Below are 21,874 nucleotides of genomic sequence, written 5' to 3' on the forward strand. Positions count from 1 at the left end.
TTCCCAAATCCCTAGTGGGTGTGCGTAAAGTTGCCGACACGCGTGAGGTTGCGAATCCGCTCGATCGCCTCACGCATTCCCAGCGGCTCCGCCGGCCGGCCGACGGCCTCGAAGTAGACGGCGGGATCGATGTTGAGAGTGCGCGTCTGCACCATCGAAACCGGCGAGTCGCGCAAGAACGCTTCCATCGCCGCGATCTCCGGTGCATCGTCGGTGACGCCCGGGTGGGTCAGCAGATTCAAGCTCACCCGTAAATTACGTTCGCCGGCCAAGCGGATCGACGCGAACACGTCGTCGAGCGTGTAGCCCAACGGCCGGTAATACGCCGCGTAGACGCTCGGCCGAAACGAGTTCAGACTAATTCTCACCGCTTGCAGTCCCGCGTCGATGCAGCGCGCCAGCGGCGCGGGTGCGCTGCCGTTGGTGTTGAGATTGATCGTGCCGTTCGACCGCCTCTTGCGAATGCGCTCGATCGCGCTCGCGAGCGTGATCGAGCGGAGCAGCGGCTCGCCCTCGCAGCCCTGTCCGAACGAAACGATGCCGTCGTCGACCCGCTCCAAGTGATGCGTCGCGACGTCCGCAAGCTCGGCGGCCGCGACCTCGTCGGCGATCCGCGCCTGCGGCGACGGCACCCCGGCGGCGTCGTCTTGCTCCGAGATGCATCCGATGCAGCGCGCGTTGCACTTCGGTGAAACCGGCAGAGCCGCTTCGCCCCGCTCGAGAAAGACGTTCTGCGCGGTAAAACACGCGTAGTCGCGCGAGCAGAGCGCGACCTGCGCCAGCACGCGGTTATCCGGCTGCGCGCGAAGGCGGTCCTCGATCAGCCGTTCGAGTTCGCCGCGTTTGTAGCTTCGCGGCCGCCAGTCGTCGCTCTCGTCGGTCTTCATCGCCGCAACGAAGGTTCGATCGTCGACCGCGCACGCGAACGTGTAGCCGAAGAGCGGCAGGGACGGCGCGCCGCGCTGCGCGGCGTAGGCCGGAACCAGCAGGCGCGTATAGCCTGCCGGCAGCGCAACGGCGAATGCGTTGCTTCCGGCGATCGGACCGATCGTCGTCAGCGGCGAGCGCGCCGGGAGAAAGTACCGCTGCGCGCCCGGCGGTTCGGCAATCAGCTCGGCGGGAAGGGGTTCGCGAACGAGGCCGCCGTCGGCGAGCGGCGAGCATGCGTAGTCGAACGAAATCCGGCCTTTTGCATCGCACGAGACGAGCCCCGTCTCAGCGCGCTCATGGTGCGATCTCATGCCCGATGTCAACTTCCGTATCAAAAACGCGAACCGCCGGACCGGTGAGATATGCGATCCCGCTGCCGTTCCACTCGACGACGAGCCGTCCCCCCGGAACGAGCAGCTCGACCGGCGAGGCTGTTATCCCGTTTCTGATCGCGGCGGCCGCACACGCGACCGCGCCCGTTCCGCACGCCATCGTCAGGCCGACGCCACGCTCCCAGTGGCGAACGTTCAGCAATCCTTCTTCGTTGCGCGCGGCCACGTGGACGTTCGTTCCGTTTGGAAAGGCCGGGTCGCGCTGCAGCTGCGGCCCGGCGATCTCGAGATCCAGGTCGTCGACGCCGTGGCGAAAGACGACGACGTGAGGATTACCGAGCTCGACGAACGACCCGCTTCCGAGTGATCCGAGGAAGACGTCATCGATTCGCGGGCGCCCCATCGCGACGCGCACCGCATACTCGAGGCCGCGCGAGACGATCTGCGTGGCGATCGAGCCCGCGTCCGTCTCGAAGGTAAAGCCCTCTCGTGCTTCGGCCTCGTCGAGCCAGCGCGCCGCACAGCGGATACCGTTGCCGCACATCTCGGCCTCGCTTCCATCCGCGTTGAAGATCCGCATGCGCGCGTCGGCTAGGCTCGAGGACTCGATCGCAATCACGCCGTCCGCGCCGATGCCGGCGTGGCGATCGCAGGCCCAACGCGCAAACGACGGCAGATTGCCGTCCTTCTCCCTGCGGCGATCGACAACGACGAAGTCGTTCCGCGCGCCGTGCATCTTCGTAACCGCCATGCGCATCGCGCCTCAATTTGCACGCCACTTCAGTTTTTCCCGTACTATCGTCGCGAGCGACTCGGGCGTGCACCAGATCGTGGCCGGCTCGCGGCGAAACCACGTGCGCTGGCGGCGCGCGTATTGCCGCGTCGAACGTTCGAGTGAGGCGCGCAGCTCTTCGAGCGTGCTCCAGCCGCGCAGGTACGCAAAGGCCGCCGGGTAACCGACCGCGCTGGCTGCCACCGCGGCCTCGCCGACGCGCTCCGCCTCGTCGACAAAGCCGCTAGACAGCATCCTCGCGGTGCGCTCCGCGATACGCCGGTCGAGCTCCTTCAGCGGCACGTCGAGGAAGACGAGCGTCCACCGCTTTCCATCGCCGGCCAGCGTTTGCAGCTCGCCCGCTCGCGCGGCCGATCCTCCGGCGAGCGCTACTTCGAGCGCCCGAAGCACTCGATAGGTATCGCCCGGATGGATCGCGCCGGCGCGTTTGGGATCGCGCTGCACGAGCCATTCGAAGAGAAAATCCGGCGGATGCAGCAGCGCTTCGCGCGCGAGGCGACCGCGCAGCGCGTCGTCGTACTGCGGCGCCAGCTCCACGCCGCCGCAAAGCGCGCGCAAGTAGAATCCGGTTCCGCCGGTGACGATCGCGCGCTTTCCGCGCCGCAGGATATCGCCAATCGCATCGCACGCGTCCTGCGTAAACCGCGCCGCCGAATAGCGCTCGTGCGGATCGAGAAAGCCGACGAGATGATGCGGCACCTGGGCCATCTGCGCCGCTGAGGGCGCCGCAGTGCCGATCGGCATACCTCGATAGATCTGGCGCGAATCGGCGCCGACGATCTCCGCGTTAAACGCTCGCGCCAGCTTCACGGCGATCTCGCTCTTTCCGCTCCCCGTTGCGCCGGCGAGTATCAGAACGCCGTCAGACACGCTTGAACATGCGGGCGAGCTCGTCGGGTCCCAAGCGCAGCATCGTCGGACGCCCGTGCGGACAGTGCATGGGATTCGCGCACGCCTGCAGGCGCTCGACGAGCACCGTCATCTCCGCCGGATCGAGGCGTTCCCCCGCGACCGTTACGCTGTGGCACGCCAGCGACGCCCAGACGCGCTCGCGCACGTCGCGCTGCTTGGGTTCCTCGCTCAAGTCGTCGAGGAATCCGGCGAGATCGAATGCCCGCGACGAGTAGCCGCCCGGCGTCGCGACGATGCGGTACGTGCGTTCGCCGAAGGCCTCGATCTCCAGGCCGCCTTCGTGCAGCGTTTCCGCAACGCGGTCCAGCGCGGCGCTCTGGACCGGGTCCAGTTCGACGATCTGCGGCACGAGCAGCGGCTGATTAGCGCGGCGCTCTGCGGCCGCAGCGACGATCGTTTCGTAAGCGATGCGCTCGTGCGCGGCGTGCTGGTCGACCAGCAGCAGACTCTCGCCGTCGCTGCAGAGGATGAATGTGCGGTGGAGCTGTGCGAGCACCGCGAGTCCGCTTCCGCCGCCGGGCTCGGCGCCGTCTACCGGCCGGGCGAACAACGAAATCCCCGTCCCCAAAAGCCCCGCGTTCGCAAAGCCGCCCTCCGGGGCACTCGCGGTCTGCTGCGCGAATCGTACCCGTGCGTGCTCGCGCAGCGTCGCGCCGATCGCACTGCGTGCGGCATCGAAAACTTGAGACGCATAGCGCAGGCGTACGTCGGCTTTGGCCGGATGCACGTTGGGATCGACGTGATCCGGCGGCAGGTCGAGGAAGAGCACGCCGTACGGGTGTCGGCCGATCATCGTGAAGGTGCTGTAGCCGCTCGTCCACGCGCCCGCGACGGGCGCGCTGCGCACCAGCCGTCCGTTGACGAAGAGCAGCTGCATCTTCCGGTCCGGGCGGTCGTGCCCCGGAGCGCTGACGAAGCCGCGCAGCTCGCCGTCGAGCATTCGCGCCGATTCGGCGCGCAGCGGCAGCAGCGTCTTTGCGTTCTGCGCTCCGAAGACCATAGCGAGCCGCTCGAGCGGCTCCGGGCTCGCCGGCATTACCCAGACGTCTTTCCCGTCGTGTCGCAGCGTGAAGGTCGTCTGCGGGTAGGCCAGCGCGAAGCTCGAGAGCCACGACGAGATGCGGTTGAACTCGCTGCTCGGGCTGCGAAGGTACTCGCGCCGCACCGGAACGCGCTCGAAGAGGGACCGTAGGCGTACGCGGGTGCCGGCCGGCGCTGCCGCCGGCTCGACCGGTCCGACGTGCTCGCCCGCCGCCTCCACGCGCGCGCCGATCGGCGCCGCGGTTTCGCGCGAGAGCAGCTCCAGCTCCGAGACCGCGGCGATCGAGGCTAAGCCCTCGCCGCGAAATCCGAGCGTCGCGATGGATTCTAATTCGGTTGCGGCGCGCAGCTTGCTTGTCGCATGGCGAGCAATTGCGAGGGGCAGCTGATCCGCGGCGATGCCCAAGCCGTCGTCGACGACTTCGATGAGATCGAGCCCGCCGCGCTCGATATTGACCAGGACGCGCGACGCCTCCGCATCGATCGCATTCTCGACAAGCTCCTTGACGACCGAGGCCGGGCGCTCGATGATCTCGCCCGCCGCGATCTGACCGATCGTCAGCGAATCGAGCTCGCGTATCGTTGCCACGCTCCGAGTTTCGCGTCGACGCCGCCGCACTCATGGGTTGACAAAGGGCAGGTCGCGAGTATCCTGGTTAAGGATTCCTCGTTAGGTGAGGCGTCTGCACGAAGAGATGCCGCTGCCCGGAAAGGTCGAGAGACCCCAACGGGTAACCAGATCCCGCCGAATCAAGGCGGAATCTAATGCGGCCGTCCTTCGACAAGCTCAGGACAAGCTCAGGACAAGCTCAGAGTGACGAGTCCGAGGTGACGATGCTGTCGAAGGTCTAGGTTGTGCAGTGCTAAAGCTCGACACTGAGGGAGATTGCGCGGCCTGTCCGCGTGAGGTTTCTCGAACTGTCGGCCTGCGAGGAGCAGCGGCAGTTTTTTATTTTGGAAAGGGGGTGAGGCCTCGCCATGGATGACGGACCAACTAATCGATCTCGCCGGCGGCTCTCGAAAAGCCGCTTGCTTAACGCTGCGTCCGCTCGTCCCGGGGCAGCACGCATGAGCTAAATAGGAGGAAGTGCCATGAGAAAACTACCGAAGGTTCTGCGCTACAGGCGCTCGCTGGTCGAATGACTCACTCGCCGGCTCGCGATACCACCGTCGCGCCCGCCCGCCGTCCGACCCTGTGGCGAACGCTGATCATGTTCTTCTCCGTCGTTGGGCCGGGTCTGATCACGGCGAATGCCGACAACGACGTCGGCGGCATCTTCACCTACTCGTCCGCCGGAGCACAGTTCGGGTACTCCTTGCTCTGGCTGCTCGTACCGGTGACAATTGCACTCGTCGTCGTTCAGGAGATGTGTGCGCGCATGGGCGCCGTGACCGGCAAAGGCCTTGCCGATCTAATACGCGAGAACTTCGGCGTCAAGGTGACTTTTTGGTGCCTGCTGCTCTTCGTACTCGGCGACATCGGCAACACGGCCGCCGAGTTCGCCGGCGTTGCCTCCTCCGCGCCGATCCTCGGCGGCTACCTTCACATCGTCAATGCCGAGGCATTCAAAATCGCGCTGGTCGCCGGCGCCGCGATCTTCGTTTTTCTCACCGTGACCCGCGGCTCGGCCAAGGTGATCGAACGCGTCTTCTTCGCCTTTTGCTTCGTCTACATCGCATACATCGTCAGCGCGTTCGTCGTGCACCCGAACTGGGGCGACGTCCTCCACCAGAGCATCTTTCCGCACTTTGTCGCTTCGAAAGCCTACCTGCTGATGACCATCGCGATCATCGGCACGACGATCTCGCCCTGGATGCAGTTCTACATCCAAGCAGCCGTCGTCGATAAAGGCGTACGCGAGGACGACTACGCCTACTCGCGCCTCGATGTCGTCGTGGGTGGGATCTGGACCGACGTCATCGCCTACTTCATCATCGTCTCGTGCGCGGCCACGATCTTCGTCCATAATCTTCATGCAGTACATCCGCTCGCGATCAAGGACGTCGGCGACGTCGCCGTAGCCCTAACCCCGCTCGCCGGCAAATTCGCCGCATTGCTCTTCGCCCTCGGCTTGCTCAACGCGGCCGTCTTCACGGCCTCGATCCTCCCGCTATCGACCGCATATTACGTCTGCGAGGCCTTCGGCTTCGAGCGCGGAGTCGACCACCGCTTTTTTGAAGCGCCGATCTTCTACAGCTTCTACCTCGTGCTGATCATCATCGGCGCCGGCACCGTGATCGTTCCCGGCGCGCCGCTGGTGGCGATCATCTTCTACTCGCAGGTGCTCAACGGCATGCTGCTGCCGATCGTCCTGGTCTTAATGCTCTTACTGATCAACAACAAGAAGCTAATGGGCAAATGGACGAACGGCCCGCTCTTCAACGTCATCGCCTGGACGACCGCGATCGTCGTCGGTATTCTAACGGTTATCTCGACCGCGCAGTCGATCTTTCCATCGCTAGGAAGTTAGCGCTTCGAGCGCGCGCGTCACAAAAAGGTCAGTTGCCGTTCGGGGGCGGGACGCTTGGGCATCCGCTTGCGCAACGGCACGCGTGTCTCGATATCGGGGTCGCCGGAGAGTGCGTCGGCGATCTCCGCGGCGCGCTCGATCACTGCATCCGGCAAGCCGGCCATGCGCGCAACTTCGATGCCGAACGAGCGCGAGGAGCTTCCGGGCTGGACGCGATGCGAGAAGACCGGCGCTCCACCGCGCGCGGTGTTTTCCACCGCGGTTATGTGATAGTTCGCGACGACGCTCCAATGATCGGCAAGCGAGCACAACTCGTGGAAGTGGGTCGCAAAGAGGGCCAGCGGCGCCTGGTTCTCCAAGCCCAGCAAGAATTCGCAAATCGCTTGCGCGATCGCTAGGCCGTCGAGCGTCCCCGTGCCGCGCCCCACCTCGTCGATCAGCAGCAGCGAGCGCGACGTGCTGCGCCGCAGGATGTTCGCCGCCTCGGCCATTTCCATGTAAAAGGTTGACTGCCCCGAGGCGAGGTCGTCGCCGGCCCCGATACGCGTAAAGATCCGGTCGACGGCACCGAGCTTCATGCGCTTGGCGGGAACGAACGAACCGATCTGCGCCATGATGGTCAGGAGGCCGGCTTGACGCAAGTAGGTCGACTTGCCGCCCATGTTCGGCCCGGTAAGCAAGATGAAGCGATGCTCGTCGACGCGCAGCTGCAGATCGTTGGGAACGAAGCTCGCGCTCAGGAGCATCTCCATCACCGGATGACGCCCCTCTTCGATCGCGACGACACTCTCTTCGACGAAGGCCGGCCGCACGTACCCTCGCTCGGCGGCGCACTGGGCCAGCGCGACGAGCGCGTCTACCTGCGCGATCGCAGACGCGGCGCACGAAAGCGCGTCCGCGGCCGCCGCAACACGCTCGACGAGCGCGTCGAAGAGCTGCCGCTCGAGCCGCTCTTGGCGCGTTTGCGCGGTCGAAATCGCAAGCTCCAGTTCCTTGAGCTCCGGCGTGATGTAGCGCTCGCCGGTCGTCAGCGTCTGCTTTCGAACGTAGTCCGGGGGTACGGAGCCGGCGTAACTCTTCGCGAGTTCGATCGCGTAGCCGAACGTACTCGCATACTTGACCTTGAGGCCCTTGATGCCGGTGCGTTCCCGCTCCCGCTGTTCGAGTGCGGAGAGTCGCGAGCGGGCGTCGGAACGCAGCGCGACGCACTCGGCAAGCTCGGGATCGGCCTCAGGCCGCACCACGCCCCCGTCACCGATCTGCGCGGGCGGCTCGTCGACGAGCGTGAGCTCAAGATCGCGCCGCAACTCGGCAAAGTCCTCCACGCTCGCCAGCAGTGGTTCGATCGGCGCAACCGCCGCACCGCGCAGGGGCCCGATCATCTCGAGGGTTCGCCGCAGCGACGCCAGGTCGCGTGGCGTCGCGCGCCGGCAGCGGACTTTTTGCGCGATGCGTTCGAGATCGAAGACCCCGCGCAGGATCTCCCGCATCGATTCGCGCCGCGAGTGCTGCTCGACGAGCGCCGCGACCGCCGCTTGACGCTGCGCGATCGTGGCGGCTTCGATCAGCGGCGCGAGAATCCAGCGGGTCAGCATGCGCGATCCCATCGAGGTCGCGCAGAGGTCGAGCGTTGCCAGCAGCGTCGCGCGCGGGTTGGCGCCCTGCGCGCGCGTCAGCTCGAGGTGCTTTCGCGTGGCGGGATCGAGGACGAGAAACTCCTGACTCCGATAGAGCTCCGGCTCGCCGAGGCTGCGTTGCCCGTTGCTGACGCCCGTGCGCTTGACGAAGCCTCGGAGCGCGTCGAGCGCGCGATGGATCGCATGCGACTCTTCGAGCGAAAAACCCGGGAAACTCGAACGCTCGCGCACCTCGACGAGGCCGATTCCGGGCGTAGCCAGCCGCGCGCCGGCGCTCTCCACCGCAGCCGCGATCGCAACGCGCATCTCGCCGGGAACATCCGCCAGAATCTCGGCCGGCGCGATCCGCGCCAGCTCGGCGAGCAGTTCGTCGTACGCGTTCTCGCCCGCGATCGCGGTCGCCGCCGAGTAGCTCGTCGAAACATCCGCATAGGCGATCGCAAACGTTTCCCCCGCAATCGCAACCGCGGCAAGATAGTTGTTCTGCTTGCCGTCGAGCAGCTGCTCTTCGATCAGCGTCCCGGGCGTCACGAGACGAACGACGTCGCGGCGCACCAGCCGGTTCGGCTGCGGCACCTCGAGCTGCTCCGCGAGCGCGACGATGAAGCGCTGCTGCACGAGCTTTGCTAGATAGCCGCTCAGGGCGTGATGCGGCACGCCCGCCATCGCGACGCGCTGGCCTGCACCGGCCTCTTTGCTCGTGAGCGCGATCTGCAGCGCTCGGGCGATCGTCTCCGCGTCTTCACCGTAGGCTTCGTAGAAGTCCCCGACGCGGGAGAGCAGGATCGCTTCCGGATGCCTCGCTTTCATCCCGAAGTACTGCTCGAGCATCGGTGAATACTTGATCAGCGCAGGCGGCCCTTCGTACTCAAGGCGTTTGAAATCACCTCGGCGTCGCCACCAGGTCGAGCACTGGGCGCCTCACGGGCAGCGCGGGATCGCTCCAGCGCGCCGCGCGTCCGGCGATTGAGCCAGCGCAGCCCCACACGTGCGCGCTTTCGACGACAACGTCGAGCCACGGCGTCCCTTCGTACGGGTAATCCGCTGGTTTGGGCGCGACGATCGTGACGTTATCGAGCGCTTTGGCGGTCACCTTATTGGCGTCTTTCTTCGAATCGCCGACGATCAGCGCGCGCACCGTCGTGCCGGTGCGGCGTTCGTGATAAGCACGGGTGACGTCGTTTTGTGCTTCCAGCAGCCGCCCAAAACGTTCGAGCGCGATCTCTTTTGGCACCTGCGGCCAGTGTGCTGCCGGCGTTCCGCGCCGAATCGAGTAGATGAAGGTGAACGCGTTGGCAAAGACGCCGCCTTTCACGTACGCGAGGGTCGCGGCGAAATCGTCCTCGCTCTCGCCGGGAAAACCGACGATAAGGTCGGTCGTTATCGCGCACTCCGGCACGCGCCGGCGGATGCCCGCGACGATCTCGTCGAAACGCTCCAGCGTATACTTGCGGTTCATTCGCCGCAGCATCGCGTTGCTGCCCGATTGCAGCGGCAGATGAATCCGCGGATTGAGCTGCGGTATCGCGGCCAGGTCGTCGAGTATTTTCTCGGTGAAGTCTTTGGGGTGCGGCGAGATGAAGCTCAGCCGCTCGATGCCGGTCACTTCGACGAGCCGGCGGCAGAGGTCGCCGAAGTCCTCGCCCGTCGCCGGATCCTTCCACGCGTTGACCGTTTGCCCGACGAGCACGATCTCGCGCGCGCCCTGCGCGACGCGGCCGCGCGTCTCATCGATGATATCGGAGGCCGGCCGATGGTCGAAGCGGCCACGCACGTGCGGAACGATGCAGAACGTGCAGTAGTACGAGCAGCCGCGCTGCACCGTCACCTGCGCGCGCAGATGCGTGTACGCGCCCGTGACGCCGTCGGCCGTGCCGCCGAGCGGCGCGAGTAAGACGCGATCGTCGCTGAAATCGACGTCGTCGAAACTCGGTTGCCAGGCAGCCAGCTGATCGCCGAGCTCGCTCAGCTCCCGGGTACCGAAGATCGCGTCGACGTGCGGGGCAAGCCGCTTCATTCGGTCGCGGTCCTGCTCGGCCAAACATCCGGTGACCACCAGCCGCAGGTTCGGGTCGACACGCTTGAGCGCGTTGAGATGATTCATGCGCCCGTACGCACGGCGTTCGGCGTTATCGCGAACCGTGCAGGTGTTGAGAACGACGACGTTGGCCTGCTCCGGCGCGGTCGCGACGCTGTAGCCGGCGGCGACGGCGCGTTCGGCGATGTGGCGAGAGTCGGCCTCATTCATCTGGCAGCCGAAGGTCTCGATATAGATCCTGGGCACGTGGGTCTCGTTCGCCCTCGGTCAGAAAGGAAACTGCCGTGCTTGCCCCAGCTACCGTTGCAATCGTCGGCCGTCCGAACGTCGGAAAGAGCGCGCTCTTCAACCGGCTCATCGGCCGCCGCTTGGCGATCGTCGAGGACACTCCCGGCGTGACGCGCGACCGGCTCTACGCGCTGTGCGATTGGCGGGCACGCGTCTTCAGCTTGGTCGATACGGCCGGCATCGATCCAGGTGCCGACGTCGCGCACGGGGCCGAACTCGCCGATGCGACTCGCCGTCAAGCCGAGGCGGCGGCCGAGGAGGCCGACGTCGTGCTGATGGTCGTCGACGCGCAGACCGGGCTCCATCCGCTCGACGAGGACGTCGCGGCGATCCTGCGCCGCAAGCGCCGTCCGCTCGTCCTCGTTGCCAATAAAGCCGAGTCCGACAACGCTTCGGCTTCGGTTTATGCAGAGTTCTCGCGGCTGGGCTTCGGCGAACCGGTCGCTGTCTCGGCGATTCACGGAGAGGGCACGGGCGACTTGCTCGACCGGATCGTCGAGCTCTTACCCGAACAGCCAGCCTCGCCGTCGTACGACGGCGAACTCGCGCTTGCGGTAATCGGGCGGCCGAACGTCGGGAAGAGTTCGCTCGTCAATGCGCTGCTCGGCGAGGAGCGCACGCTGGTCTCGCAGACTCCGGGAACGACGCGCGATGCGATCGATACGCGGTTCTTTTGGCACGAACGGCCCTTTCGGCTCGTCGATACCGCCGGCGTGCACCGCAAACCGAAGGCACACGGTGCGATCGAATACTATGCGGCGCTGCGTTCGCTCAACGCGATCGCGCGCTGCGACATCGCGCTGCTGGTCTTCGATGCGATGGTCGGCATCCAGGCGCAGGAGCGGCGCTTGGCCGGCATCGCGATCGAGGAGCGCAAAGGTCTGATCGTCGTCGGTAACAAGTGGGATCTCGTGCGCGAGCAGAGCGGCGACTACAGCCGCAGCGATTTGACCGGCGCCGTCCACGAAGCGCTGCCGTTTGCAGCCTTCGCACCCGTAACGTTTCTCTCGGCGAAGACCCAGCGCCGCCTGGGCTCCCTGATGCCGGTCGTCGACAAGGTCGCCGCGAATCTCGACCGCCGCGTGCCGACGCCGCAGCTCAACGCGTTGATCCGCGACGCGGTGCTCGCCCATCCTCCCGCGATCTCCTCGGGAAAGGCGCTGCGCATCTACTACGCGTCGCAGCCGGGGACGCATCCGCCGCTCTTCCTCTTTCACTGCAACGATCCCGACTTGGTGCAGACGCACTACAAGCGTTTTCTCGAAAACACTTTGCGCTCGAACTTCGATTTCGAAGGCGTTCCGCTGACGCTGGAGTTCCGGGCTCGGCGCGAGCGCGCCGAGATCCCCGCATGAGCGATATCGGCCTCTCGGATTCGGCCGCCTACGGGCTGCTGGCGATCCTGATCGCGGTTGCGATCGCGACGTTTATCGGTGCTTTTTTGATCGGCTCGATTCCGTTCGGCTACTTGATCGGGAAGGCGTATTTCCGGACCGACATCCGCGCGCAGGGCTCCGGCAACATCGGCGCGATGAACGCGTTGCGCACCCTCGGGACGGGCGGCGCCGTTGCCGTGCTGCTCCTCGACGCACTCAAAGGATTCGCTCCGACGCTGTTTGCGCTCTGGCTCTTCCGCGGGCACTTGGATTTCGACCCGCTGCCCCCCGGGCAGGAGATTCTTGCCTCACTCGTCGCGGCCGGAGCGGTCTTAGGGCACTGCTACTCTCCCTGGCTGCGCTTTCGGGGAGGTAAGGGGGTGGCGACCTCCTTTGGTGCGATCTTCGCGCTCTCGTGGCCGGCCGGGCTCGTCGCGGTCGGCGGCTGGCTCGCCGGTGCGGCGATCACGCGTTACTCATCGGTCGGTTCGATGCTGGGCAGCATCCTGGCGCCCTTTGCGCTGTGGTTCTTCAGCCGCTCCCTTCCGGAGACGGCCTACGGCGTCTTCGCCGCGCTTCTCATCCTTTGGAAGCATCGGGAAAACATCGAACGCTTGCGTGCGGGAAAGGAAGGCGCGATTCGGTTTTCCAAGCCCTAGGCAATGATTTCGTCAAACGATCTTCGCAACGGCGTCACGATCAGCGTGGACGGCCAGCTGTGGACCGTCATCGAGTTCCTCCACGTCAAGCCCGGCAAGGGCTCCGCTTTCGTTCGGACCCGCTTGAAGAACGTTAAAACCGGCACGACGCTGGAACGTACCTTTCGCGCGGGCGAAAAGCTCGAACGCGCCGTCGTCGACAACCGGCAGATGCAGATGCTCTACAACGATGCCGACGGCTATCACTTCATGGATCAAGAGAATTTCGAGAACGTCACGCTGCAGCGCGACCTGATCGGCGACCCGGCCGACTTTTTGAAGGACGGCATGGTCGTGGACATGCAGTTTCACGAATCATCCCCAATCGGCGTCGACCTTCCGGCGCACGTCGAGTTGAAGATCGTCGAAACCGACCCGGGCTTCAAGGGCGATACCGCGCAGAACGCTACCAAGCCCGCCAAGCTGGAAACCGGCGCGACGGTCAACGTCCCACTCTTCGTCGAGGCCGGAGACGTCATTCGCATCGACACGCGCGACCGTCGCTACATCGGCCGCTCGAGCTAGCGGCCCGACGACCTGCGCTTTTCCCTCGAGCTCTTCGGTGCGGCGTTCTTAGCCAGCACGTTCGGCTCGATGGTTGGCCTGGGCGGAGGGTTCGTCCTCGTTCCGATCCTCCGTCTCTTTTTGGGGTTCGCGCCGGCCGACGCCGCCGGCACCTCGCTCGTGCTCATCGTCGCCAATAGCGCCAGCGGCGCCTTTACGTATCTGCTGCAGCGGAGGGTTCACCTCAAGATCGGATGGCTGATCGCCGCCGGCGGTTTACCGGGCAGCATCCTGGGCGCGATCGCGTCGGTTCATATCTCGGCGCGCCTCTTCGATACGATTCTCGCAATCCTGCTCGTCGGCGTCGCGATCGATATGTTCTGGAACGCGGAGCGGAGAATTGCGGGACGTCCCGAGCACCATCGCGTCTCCGCGATCAAAGGCATGTCCTACCGCGCCGCCCTCGGCTTGGGATTCGTCGTCGGCATCTTTTCCAGCCTCTTCGGGCTCGGCGGCGGCATCGTTTTGGTGCCGACGTTTCTCTATTTCTCCGAGTTACCCGCGCACGCGATTAGCGCGACCTCGCACTTTGCGATCCTGCTCACGTCACCCGTCGGCCTGGTGGTCCATATCGCTCAGCACGACATCGTCGGGCGCGACGTCATTCCGCTGGTTGCGGGCGGACTGCTGGGCGGGCCGGTAGGAGCGCGTCTCTCGCTGCGCCTGAAATCGCCGCAGCTGCTGATCGTCGTCGCCGTCGCGCTGGTTACGGCGGCACTAACGCTGATCTGGCGGCAGCTCTAACGAGCTAGCGCGGTGAGGTCATCTCCTTGGGAACGACGATCCGGTCGTACTCTTCTTCGGTAACGTGCCCGAGCGAAAGCGCCGCCTTCTTCAGCGTCGTCTTTTCGTGGTGCGCCTTCTTCGCGATCTCGGCGGCGCGATCGTAGCCAATTTGCGGCGAAAGCGCGGTGACGACCATCAGCGATTCGTCGAGATACTTCTTGATCTGCTCTTCGTTGGCTTGCAGTCCTTCGACGGCGTGTTCGCGGAACATCGTACAGGCGTCGCGCAGCAGCGTCGTCGAGTGCAGGAAGTTGTAGATCATCACCGGGTTGAAGACGTTGAGTTCGAAGTTCCCCTGCGAGGCGCCGAAGCTCACCGCGAGATCGTTGCCGTACACTTGCACGCAGACCATCGTCATCGCTTCGGACTGCGTGGGGTTCACTTTGCCCGGCATGATCGAGCTGCCGGGTTCGTTCTCCGGCAGGATCAGTTCGCCAATTCCGGCGCGCGGCCCGGAGGAGAGCCAGCGAATGTCGTTGGCGATCTTCATCAGCGCGGCGGCCAACATCTTCAGCGCGCCGGAGGCGAAAACGAAGTCGTCGTGCGAGGCCAGCGCCGTGAACTTATTTGGGTGCGAGCGGAACGGGAGTCCGGTCAGCTCGGCGATCTTCGCCGCCACGCGCTCGCCGAACTCGGGATGCGCGTTAAGGCCGGTGCCGACGGCCGTACCGCCGATCCCGAGATCGTAGAGCGGATCGAGCGCCTCTTTGCAGGCGCGGATCGCCCGGTCGAGCTGCGTGACGTAGCCGGAGAATTCTTGGCCCAGCGTTACCGGCGTAGCGTCCTGCAGGTGCGTGCGCCCGACCTTGACGATCTGCGACCACTCGCGAGCCTTGGCGTGCAGCGCGTCGCGCAGGGCCTGCACCGCGGGCAGCATCTGCGACATTCCCTGCGCCCCGGCCACGTGCATCGCGGTGGGGAACGTGTCGTTCGACGACTGCGACATGTTGACGTGATCGTTCGGGTGCACGGGCTTCTTCGATCCCATCTCGCCGCCCGCGAGCTCGATCGCGCGATTCGAGATCACCTCGTTGACGTTCATGTTGGTCTGCGTTCCGGAGCCGGTCTGCCAGACGCGCAGCGGAAAGTGCGCGTCGAGTTTTCCCGCGATCACCTCGTCGGATGCTGCCGCGATCAACCTCGTTCGCTCGTCGTCGAGCTTGCCGAGAGCGTGGTTCACGAGTGCTGCCGATTTTTTCAGCAGCGCCATCGCGCGAACGACTTCTCGCGGCATGACGTCGCGCGGCCACGAGGCCTCCCCAATGTCGAAATGCACGAGCGAGCGCGCGGATTGCGCGCCGTAATACTTGTCGGCGGGAACGGCGATCGTTCCCATGGAGTCGCTTTCGATGCGGCTGGCCTCTCCGTTTGCGATTTTTGTCGTCATGGCAACGGAAACTTTCGGCGTCAGCCGCGGCCTTTCCGTGCGGCTTTGCGCAGTTCGAGCGTCGTTCCCGCCTCTTTCATCTCGACGATTTCGTAGATCGTCAGCGGGTAGCGCGGATCGAAGCGACGTTTGTTGCACCTCCCGCAGCTCGACGGCTTGCTCGGGTGGCTCCGGCGCAGCGCCTCAAAGCCGCAAACCTCGCAGCGCAGGACGTAGCGCTTGCCGGATTCTCGCAGCGGACGGACGTTGCCCAGGTCGTGGTAGATCGAGGACAGGCCGCATTCGCGCAGTTTGCGCTTGAAACGCGCGCCGTGCCCCGTCTCCTTGAACTTTGCGAAGCACCAGGCGTGCACCATCTCGTGCAGCAGCGTCTCCTCCAGCGCTTCGGGCTTGTTGCGGAAGTGTTTGGGCGAAAGCTCGATGAACAGCGGGGGCGCCGTGTAGCTGATGCGCCCGGCGGAGTTTGAGAAGCGTTCGTTGTAGCGGATCCGGCAGTCCGGGACTTCGCCATTGAAGTACCGATAGTTCAAGCGCGCAAAGGTGAGCTGCAGGTCGGCTTCGGAGGGGAGCACGCAAGAGTTTTTCGCGATGCGTCCAACCGACTCTTCGTGCAGCCCAGTGCGCCCCGTGGACTTCCCCCTCGGATGTACGTGCCGATCGTCGTCGGAATCGCTGCAATCTTTCTCTGCCTCATGGCATACCTCGTCGCCGATGGATTCGGTGTCTCCGGGTCGGTCTTCGGCAAGGCCGTCAAATCGCAGAGCGCGGGACAGATGCAGCCGCAGGGCTCGCAGAACGCCGTCGAAGGCGGGCCGCCGGCACCGGTCGTCGCGCAGCTGCGCACCCTGCGCGCCCGCATCGCCGCGCATCCCAACGACGACGTTGCGCTCACCCAGCTCGCCGACATGTACCTGGCCTCGAACCACTTCGAGCAGGCGATTCCCTTTTACGAGCGCGCGCTGCGCGCTAACCCGCACAACGTCGCCGCTCAGACGGGCCTCGAACAGGCACGTGACGCACTGCGCCAATGACGATCTATATCTCCTGCGACATGGAAGGCACCGCGGGCGTCAGCTCGTGGCAGCAGTGCGATCCCAGCGATACCCATGAGTACCCGATCTTTCGCCGCTACATGACGCGCGAGGTGCGCGCCGCAATCGAGGGCGCCCGGGAAGCCGGCGCGCGCAAAATCCGGGTCAACGACTCGCACTGGTCGATGCGCAACCTGCTGATCGAAGAGCTTCCCGGCGACGACGATCTGCGGATAATCTCGGGCGCGCCCAAGCCGTGGAGTATGATGGAAGGCATCGGGCACGGCGCCGCAGCGGTCTTCTTCACCGGCTACCACGCGAAGGCCGGTGACGCCGCTACGCTGGCGCACACGACGTCGACGAGTGTCTACTCCGTTAGCGTGAACGGAACGCACTGCAGCGAGGCGCTGATGAACGCGGCGCTGGCCGGCAGCTACGGCGTCCCGGTCGTGCTGATCACCGGCGATCGCACGATCGTCGAGGAGACCCTTGCGGTGATGCCCTGGGCCGTCGGCGTCCCCGTCAAGGACGCCATTGGGTACTCAGCGGTCAACACGCTGACGCCGCCGGCGGCCCAGGCCGCGATTCGCGCCGGCGCGCGCGAGGCGATCGGCCGCATCGAAAATGCAAAACCGTTCACGTTCGCATCGCCCTTCGAGCTTACGATCGAGACCGCCGAGGTCGAGCACGCCGACTTCATCGAGCTGCTCCCGGGCTTCGATCGCATCGGCGGGCGTGCGGTCCGCTTCACCAGCAACGACTATCCGACGATTCAGCGCGCCTTTCTCGCCGCGACGCGCATCGCAGCGGCCGCCGACGCACCCGCGTGAAGCTGTATATTTCGAGCGACATGGAAGGCGTCGCGGGCGTCTGCGCTTGGCAGCAGGTCGACGCGCGCACGCCCCATCCCGAATACGAGATTTATCGCCGGCTCTATACGGCCGAGGTTCGCGCCGCGATCGAAGGCGCGCGCGCCGGGGGTGCGGGCGAGCTGCTCGTCAACGACTCGCACGGCCCGATGCGCAACCTGCTGCTCGACGAGCTGCCCGACGACGTGCGGGTGATCTTCGGCAATCGCAAGCCCTTTTCGATGGTGCAGGATGCCGGCGCCGGCTTCGACGGCGCGTTTTTCATCGGTTACCACGGAGCCGCCGGCGACGCCGATGCGGTTCTTTGCCATACCTATACGCCTTCGGTGATCTACGAGGCCCGACTCAACGGCATGCGCTGCAGCGAAGCCACGATCAATGCCGGGCTTCTCGGCTACTACGGCGTGCCGGTCCTGCTGGTGACCGGGGATCGCACGACGGTCGAAGGCGTTCGCGCGCAAATGCCGTGGGTGCGCGGCGTCGTGATTAAGGAATCGATCGGAAACTTTGCCGCCGACTCGATGACGCCCGCCGCGGCCGTGCGCGCGATCGCCGCTGCGGCCGAATCGGTCGTGCGTGAAAGCGCCGGCGCGCGGGCCTTTCGCTTCGAGCCGCCGATCGCTCTCGACGTTACGTTCGTCACGGCGGCACAAGCGCATCTCGTTGCTACGATCCCCGGCTTCGAGCGGACCGGTGCGCGCAGCGTGCGTTTCACCGACGATTTGTTTCCGGTCGTCTTCAAAGCATTTGTTGCGACCTGGCGCCTCGGGGCGCAAGCGTAAGGCCTCGGCCAGGCGTCAGGCGTCGCTTCCCGAAGGAGCACGCATGAAGTTCTACAAGCTGACCGCCGCGGTTTCGTTTGCCGCCGTTGCGTTTTTGGTGGCGCCGCGGCCGTGCGTTGCCTCCGCTTCGACCGACGCGATGGCGACCGTCACCAAGGCCATCATGGCGTTCAATCGTGGCGATCTCAAAGGCTTCGCCGCGCTCTGCACCTCGCCGGCCTCCGTCATCGACGACTTTCCGCCGCACAGCTGGTCGGGAGAGAATGCCTGCAACGACTGGGCCGCCGCGCTGGCGGCGGCGAACAAGAGCAGCGACATTAGCAACGAAACGGTCCTTCTTGGAGCACCGTGGCACGTCGACGTCACCGGCGATCGCGCCTACGTCGTCGTGCCCGCGTCGTTGCGCTACAACATGAAGGGCAAACCGGTCAAGGAAACGGGTTCGGTCTTTACCGTCGTGCTCGCGAAAACGGCGAAGGGCTGGCTCATGTCCGCCTGGTCCTGGGCACAACACTGACGCAAGGCACCCGCGAACCATTCAGCTCGGCAACCGCTTCGAGCTAATCAAGGGTTGAGCAGCGCGACCTCGGCCCGGCTCATCGATACGAGTTTTGAAACGGTTGCCGAAGATGTATCGAAGCCTGCCAGCGTCGCCCCAACGACGAGGTTTCCCGATAACGCACCGAGCCCGATGTGGGTCTCCCCCTTCATCGTGACGATTCCCCCAAACGTCCGCCGCCCGAGGTTCGGCACCTTGATTGACTTGAAGCCTGGAACCTCCTCGCTCTTCTTTAGCGCCACAGCGTAGGCCGAGGCCGCGTCGGCCGCGCTCCCGTAACGATCGACGCTGATCGTCACTCGCTTCGATCCGCTGCCGTTCTCGTAGAAAACGCTGCGCGTTGATGTCGAATTACTTTGAGCGGTCGTGCCGGCGCCGGTCTGTGCTAAGCGCGTGACCGCTGGGAAATACGAACGGACCGCTGTCAGATCCAACACGGAGCTCATTGGAAGCAGCGTCGAATCGATGGGCGGCAGTGACGACGCGCGGCAGGGAGCGCACAGCGCACACAGTATCGCGATTGTTACAATCGTCGCGCTTTTCATGAAGTCTGATTCTTGGAACCGTGGCCCTTTTCCGTTAAGTCTCGCAGGTCGGTCTCGCAGACCCCGCGGAATCTCGTCACTTACGCGCGCGCCGCCCACAGAATGGCAGCGGCAGCTTACGAAGCCTTCGCGGGGGTGCCTAGCGCGATCGCGATATCGACGACGTCATCCTCGCTCAGCGACAGGCGGCGCATCGCAACCTCGTAGAGCTCGATCGTCTCCTCGCTCTTGCTCGAGGCGGCGCGCTCTTCGCGCAGGCGTTTGACCTCGTCGGTCACGCGATGCGCCAGCTCTGAGCTCGCCTCGACGCCGGCCTGCGCGAGGCGATCGGCGTGGCGGCGAAGGGTATCCTCGACGAGCGCGGCGCCGGTGTGCTTGCCGAAAACCCAGTCGATGCGTCCACCGACAAGCTCCTTGGGAACGGCCTCGTACATGCGGTGGTCGATTAGCATCGCCTGCGTGTGGATGCCAGACTCGTGCGCGAAGACTTTCGTGCCGACGATCGGCTCGTGCTGCTGCAGCGGAATGCCGCTCATGCGCTCCATGAAGCGCGCCAGCTCGCGCAGCTTATTGTATCTGAAGCCGGGCAGCTCGATGCCGTAGAGCACGCGCAGCGCGACGACGAACTCGTGCAGTTTGACGTTGCCGGCGCGTTCGCCGTAGCCGTTGGCGGTGACCGAGACGACCTTGAAGCCGCTCGAGACCGCGGTGATCGCGTTGATCGTACCCAAGCCGTAATCGTTGTGGAGGTGAGCGACGATCGGCAGGCCGGCCGGCAGACCCGCCACGATTCGCGAGCAATACCAGCGCGTTGCCTCGGGTGTCAGCGTGCCGACGGTGTCCGGCCACGCCGGGCGCGTTCCGCCCGCGGCCAGGCCCGCTTTGAAATACTCGATGAAGTAGTCGACGTCGCCGCGGCTGCCGTCTTCAGCGCCGAACTCGATGCGTTCGACCCCGCACTCACGCGCGTGCCGGATCGCATCGCATTGCAGATGAATGTTCGCCTCGCGAAAAAACGAGAGCGGAAGATCTTGCCAGTTCGTTTCGTCGCGTCCTTCGTAGCGAAGCAGCGTCTTGCCGATCTTATACTTCAGGTGAAGATCGCTGCCGCTGGTAAAGATGAAGAACGTTACTTCTCGCGGCTCGACGCCGACATCGCGCAGCGTGGCGACCGTGACGTCGATATCGTTACGATTGCTGCGGCACATGACGACGATCTCCGCGTCGCCCAGCTCGCCGCGCCGCTTCGCCTCCATCACGAGCTGCAGCGTCCGCCGGTCGCCCGCGGATGCCGCCGGAAAACCCACGCTCATGATATGCACGCCGATGCCGGCGAGTTCTTTGGCGATTTCCAGCTTCTGCGGCGGCGTGTAACAGACGCCGGGCATCTGCTCGCCGTCGCGCAACGTCTCGTCGTAGATACGGATCTCGCCTGCGGCCGGGAACGCGACGTCTCGCGTAAACTCTTTTGGATCCCGAATCAGGCGCTCGATCGGCTCGTGCAGCATAATTCAGGCGTTCTACGGCAGCCGGGGTATCTCTTCGCGCCGCTCGCGGCCTTCGCGCTCGCCGAAGCGCAGTTCCGCGGTATCGCGCGGAAAGAGCAGTTCGAGCGTCCAGTCGAAGGCGACGCGCAGCTTTCGATCGAGGCCGGGAAGGCGCAGCAGGTAGTACGTCCGCCAAAAGAACCACGCCAGAAAACCCGTTATGACGAAGTCGCCGGGAAGCTGCGCGACCGCCTTGCGTCCGCCGAGAGCCGCCATCATGCCGAGCGACCGATAATTGAACGGTTTCGCCGCTTTTCCCCGCAGCGCGGCCACGATATTGTCGGCAAGCCAGGGGCCTTCCCGGATCGCGTGCTGCGCCGTCATCGGAAAGAGGCCGCCGTGGCCGTCGGGAATTGCAGCGCAGTCGCCGAGCGCCCAGATTCTATCGCTCGAAACCACGCGCATGTCTCTGCCGGTCTCGACTGCGCCCCGTTTGGTCGCCGGCAGCGAGGTCTTTGCGATCGACGGTGAAGGCTTTACGCCGGCACTCCACACGATTGTCTCGCTCTCAATCTGCCGCCCGCTCTGCAGCGTCAGTCCGTGTTCGTCCGCTCTCGCTACGCCGTCGCCGAGAACGACTTCGACGCCTCGCCGCTGCAAGATGCGGCGCGAGTAGCGGCCCATCTTCGCGGGCAGCCCGGGCAGCAGCACCGGGCCGGCCTCGACCAGGATCATCTTTACCTCATCGAAGCTCAGGCGCTTATAGAAGCGCAGGACGCTGCGAAAGAGTTCGTTGATTTCGCCCGCCGCCTCGACCCCCGTGAATCCGCCGCCGACGACCACCATCGTCAGCAGCCGCACGCGCAGCGCGCGGTCGTCGATCGTGTCGGCCAGCTCGAGCAGCATCACGAGATGATTGCGCAGGGCGTCGGCGTCGTCGAGCGTTTTGAGCGCCCAGGTGTACTCGGCAATGCCCGGCAGCCCGAACGTCGACGTCGAAGAGCCGAGCGCGAGCACGAGCTGATCGTAGTGCGCGACGTGTGCCTCGCCGGTGAGCACGTGGTGATACGTCACGGTCCGCCGCTCGATGTCGAACCCATCCACGTCCGCCAGAATGAACTGCGTGCGGCGCAGCTGGGTGCGAATCGGCGTCACGACATGGCGCACCTCGAGTTCACCCGAGGTAACCTCCGGCAGCATCGGCGTAAAGAGCGAGTAGTTCTCCCGGCTGATCAGCAGAATTTCAGCCTCCCCAGCCCTCAAGCGACGCTCGAGGCGCCGCGCGACGGCGACCCCCGCGAATCCTCCGCCGACGATGACGATGGTCGCCACGAGGCGCGGTTGAAGA

At 65.1% G+C, this 21,874-nt stretch carries 19 protein-coding genes, 1 pseudogene and 1 riboswitch; of the genes and pseudogenes, 9 read left to right on the forward strand and 11 right to left on the reverse strand.

Going from position 1 to position 21,874, the window contains the following annotated elements:
* Positions 1-11 precede the first annotated feature (11 nt).
* The 4 genes from VGG51_02145 to mutL are packed head-to-tail and all read right to left on the reverse strand — an operon-like array spanning position 12 to position 4,597.
* Positions 12-1,241, reverse strand: coding sequence for a radical SAM protein (locus tag VGG51_02145; protein HEY1881826.1), 1,230 nt, complete (start codon positions 1,239-1,241; stop codon positions 12-14).
* The gene (gene dapF, locus VGG51_02150) at positions 1,225-2,019 is read right to left on the reverse strand and encodes a diaminopimelate epimerase (GenBank protein ID HEY1881827.1); all 795 of its coding nucleotides are present in this window, start codon (positions 2,017-2,019) and stop codon (positions 1,225-1,227) included. Before dapF ends, VGG51_02145 begins: the two co-directional genes overlap by 17 nt.
* 6 nt (positions 2,020-2,025) lie before the next feature.
* The gene (gene miaA / locus VGG51_02155; protein HEY1881828.1) at positions 2,026-2,925 is read right to left on the reverse strand and encodes a tRNA (adenosine(37)-N6)-dimethylallyltransferase MiaA; all 900 of its coding nucleotides are present in this window, start codon (positions 2,923-2,925) and stop codon (positions 2,026-2,028) included.
* Positions 2,918-4,597 (reverse strand): DNA mismatch repair endonuclease MutL, encoded by a 1,680-nt coding sequence (mutL, locus tag VGG51_02160; protein ID HEY1881829.1) that lies wholly within the window; start codon positions 4,595-4,597, stop codon positions 2,918-2,920. The genes miaA and mutL overlap by 8 nt, the downstream gene beginning before the upstream one ends.
* 70 nt (positions 4,598-4,667) lie before the next feature.
* Positions 4,668-4,896, forward strand: a riboswitch (M-box (ykoK) riboswitch).
* A 251-nt stretch (positions 4,897-5,147) separates the two neighbouring features.
* Here mutL and VGG51_02165 point away from each other — a divergent pair.
* Positions 5,148-6,479 carry an Nramp family divalent metal transporter gene (locus tag VGG51_02165; GenBank protein HEY1881830.1) on the forward strand — a complete coding sequence of 444 codons (1,332 nt, stop codon included), beginning with the start codon at positions 5,148-5,150 and terminating at the stop codon, positions 6,477-6,479.
* Between the two features lie 17 nt (positions 6,480-6,496).
* On the opposite strand, the gene mutS is transcribed toward VGG51_02165, so the two are convergent.
* Both mutS and miaB read right to left on the reverse strand, forming a co-directional pair.
* Positions 6,497-8,947, reverse strand: coding sequence for a DNA mismatch repair protein MutS (gene mutS, locus VGG51_02170; GenBank protein ID HEY1881831.1), 2,451 nt, complete (start codon positions 8,945-8,947; stop codon positions 6,497-6,499).
* A 52-nt stretch (positions 8,948-8,999) separates the two neighbouring features.
* Positions 9,000-10,400 carry a tRNA (N6-isopentenyl adenosine(37)-C2)-methylthiotransferase MiaB gene (miaB, locus tag VGG51_02175; GenBank protein HEY1881832.1) on the reverse strand — a complete coding sequence of 467 codons (1,401 nt, stop codon included), beginning with the start codon at positions 10,398-10,400 and terminating at the stop codon, positions 9,000-9,002.
* 59 nt (positions 10,401-10,459) lie between these two features.
* Here miaB and der point away from each other — a divergent pair.
* The 4 genes and pseudogenes from der to VGG51_02195 all read left to right on the forward strand — a co-directional run bounded on the left by der (position 10,460) and on the right by VGG51_02195 (position 13,824).
* A pseudogene (gene der, locus VGG51_02180) lies at positions 10,460-11,797 on the forward strand (ribosome biogenesis GTPase Der).
* Entirely contained in the window at positions 11,794-12,477 is a 684-nt protein-coding gene (plsY, locus tag VGG51_02185) for a glycerol-3-phosphate 1-O-acyltransferase PlsY (protein HEY1881833.1), read from the forward strand. Before der ends, plsY begins: the two are co-directional and overlap by 4 nt.
* A 3-nt stretch (positions 12,478-12,480) precedes the next feature.
* Positions 12,481-13,041 (forward strand): elongation factor P, encoded by a 561-nt coding sequence (gene efp, locus VGG51_02190; GenBank protein ID HEY1881834.1) that lies wholly within the window; start codon positions 12,481-12,483, stop codon positions 13,039-13,041.
* A gap of 12 nt (positions 13,042-13,053) precedes the next feature.
* Positions 13,054-13,824: a sulfite exporter TauE/SafE family protein gene (locus tag VGG51_02195; protein HEY1881835.1), complete on the forward strand. Its 771-nt coding sequence runs from the start codon at positions 13,054-13,056 to the stop codon at positions 13,822-13,824.
* Positions 13,825-13,828: 4 nt separating this feature from the next.
* Here VGG51_02195 and fumC read toward each other — a convergent pair whose 3' ends face one another.
* Positions 13,829-15,253, reverse strand: a complete 1,425-nt coding sequence (gene fumC / locus VGG51_02200) for a class II fumarate hydratase (GenBank protein ID HEY1881836.1) — start codon at positions 15,251-15,253, stop codon at positions 13,829-13,831.
* A gap of 20 nt (positions 15,254-15,273) precedes the next feature.
* Positions 15,274-15,825: a SprT-like domain-containing protein gene (locus VGG51_02205; GenBank protein ID HEY1881837.1), complete on the reverse strand. Its 552-nt coding sequence runs from the start codon at positions 15,823-15,825 to the stop codon at positions 15,274-15,276.
* 72 nt (positions 15,826-15,897) lie between these two features.
* Here VGG51_02205 and VGG51_02210 point away from each other — a divergent pair, with 72 nt between their 5' ends.
* From VGG51_02210 to VGG51_02225, 4 genes are read left to right on the forward strand one after another with little or no spacing between them, the layout of a single operon-like run.
* Positions 15,898-16,284, forward strand: a complete 387-nt coding sequence (locus VGG51_02210) for a tetratricopeptide repeat protein (protein HEY1881838.1) — start codon at positions 15,898-15,900, stop codon at positions 16,282-16,284.
* Entirely contained in the window at positions 16,281-17,114 is an 834-nt protein-coding gene (locus tag VGG51_02215) for a M55 family metallopeptidase (GenBank protein ID HEY1881839.1), read from the forward strand. The genes VGG51_02210 and VGG51_02215 overlap by 4 nt, the downstream gene beginning before the upstream one ends.
* Complete coding sequence (locus VGG51_02220; protein HEY1881840.1) at positions 17,111-17,935, forward strand: M55 family metallopeptidase; 825 nt, start codon at positions 17,111-17,113, stop codon at positions 17,933-17,935. The genes VGG51_02215 and VGG51_02220 overlap by 4 nt, the downstream gene beginning before the upstream one ends.
* A 43-nt stretch (positions 17,936-17,978) precedes the next feature.
* A complete protein-coding gene (locus tag VGG51_02225) occupies positions 17,979-18,452 on the forward strand; it encodes a nuclear transport factor 2 family protein (protein HEY1881841.1) in 474 nt (157 codons plus the stop codon).
* Between the two features lie 47 nt (positions 18,453-18,499).
* On the opposite strand, the gene VGG51_02230 is transcribed toward VGG51_02225, so the two are convergent.
* The 3 genes from VGG51_02230 to VGG51_02240 all read right to left on the reverse strand — a co-directional run bounded on the left by VGG51_02230 (position 18,500) and on the right by VGG51_02240 (position 21,858).
* Positions 18,500-18,940 carry a hypothetical protein gene (locus VGG51_02230; GenBank protein HEY1881842.1) on the reverse strand — a complete coding sequence of 147 codons (441 nt, stop codon included), beginning with the start codon at positions 18,938-18,940 and terminating at the stop codon, positions 18,500-18,502.
* A 215-nt stretch (positions 18,941-19,155) separates the two neighbouring features.
* Positions 19,156-20,547, reverse strand: a complete 1,392-nt coding sequence (locus VGG51_02235) for a hypothetical protein (GenBank protein HEY1881843.1) — start codon at positions 20,545-20,547, stop codon at positions 19,156-19,158.
* Positions 20,548-20,559: 12 nt separating this feature from the next.
* Positions 20,560-21,858: an NAD(P)/FAD-dependent oxidoreductase gene (locus VGG51_02240; protein ID HEY1881844.1), complete on the reverse strand. Its 1,299-nt coding sequence runs from the start codon at positions 21,856-21,858 to the stop codon at positions 20,560-20,562.
* Between the last annotated feature and the right edge of the window lie 16 nt (positions 21,859-21,874).

This window comes from Candidatus Cybelea sp., from assembly GCA_036489315.1.
In the GTDB taxonomy this organism is placed as follows: Bacteria; Vulcanimicrobiota; Vulcanimicrobiia; order Vulcanimicrobiales; family Vulcanimicrobiaceae; genus Cybelea.

Bases quoted from the DNA above. Each gene is read 5' to 3' on its own strand.
- VGG51_02145 (HEY1881826.1), bottom strand. From the start codon at position 1,241: ATGAGATCGCACCATGAGCGCGCTGAGACGGGGCTCGTCTCGTGCGAT.
- dapF (HEY1881827.1), bottom strand. From the start codon at position 2,019: ATGCGCATGGCGGTTACGAAGATGCACGGCGCGCGGAACGACTTCGTC.
- VGG51_02165 (HEY1881830.1), top strand. From the start codon at position 5,148: ATGACTCACTCGCCGGCTCGCGATACCACCGTCGCGCCCGCCCGCCGT.
- mutS (HEY1881831.1), bottom strand. From the start codon at position 8,947: ATGCTCGAGCAGTACTTCGGGATGAAAGCGAGGCATCCGGAAGCGATC.
- plsY (HEY1881833.1), top strand. From the start codon at position 11,794: ATGAGCGATATCGGCCTCTCGGATTCGGCCGCCTACGGGCTGCTGGCG.
- efp (HEY1881834.1), top strand. From the start codon at position 12,481: ATGATTTCGTCAAACGATCTTCGCAACGGCGTCACGATCAGCGTGGAC.
- fumC (HEY1881836.1), bottom strand. From the start codon at position 15,253: ATGACGACAAAAATCGCAAACGGAGAGGCCAGCCGCATCGAAAGCGAC.
- VGG51_02210 (HEY1881838.1), top strand. From the start codon at position 15,898: ATGTACGTGCCGATCGTCGTCGGAATCGCTGCAATCTTTCTCTGCCTC.
- VGG51_02215 (HEY1881839.1), top strand. From the start codon at position 16,281: ATGACGATCTATATCTCCTGCGACATGGAAGGCACCGCGGGCGTCAGC.
- VGG51_02225 (HEY1881841.1), top strand. From the start codon at position 17,979: ATGAAGTTCTACAAGCTGACCGCCGCGGTTTCGTTTGCCGCCGTTGCG.
- VGG51_02230 (HEY1881842.1), bottom strand. From the start codon at position 18,940: ATGAGCTCCGTGTTGGATCTGACAGCGGTCCGTTCGTATTTCCCAGCG.
- VGG51_02235 (HEY1881843.1), bottom strand. From the start codon at position 20,547: ATGCTGCACGAGCCGATCGAGCGCCTGATTCGGGATCCAAAAGAGTTT.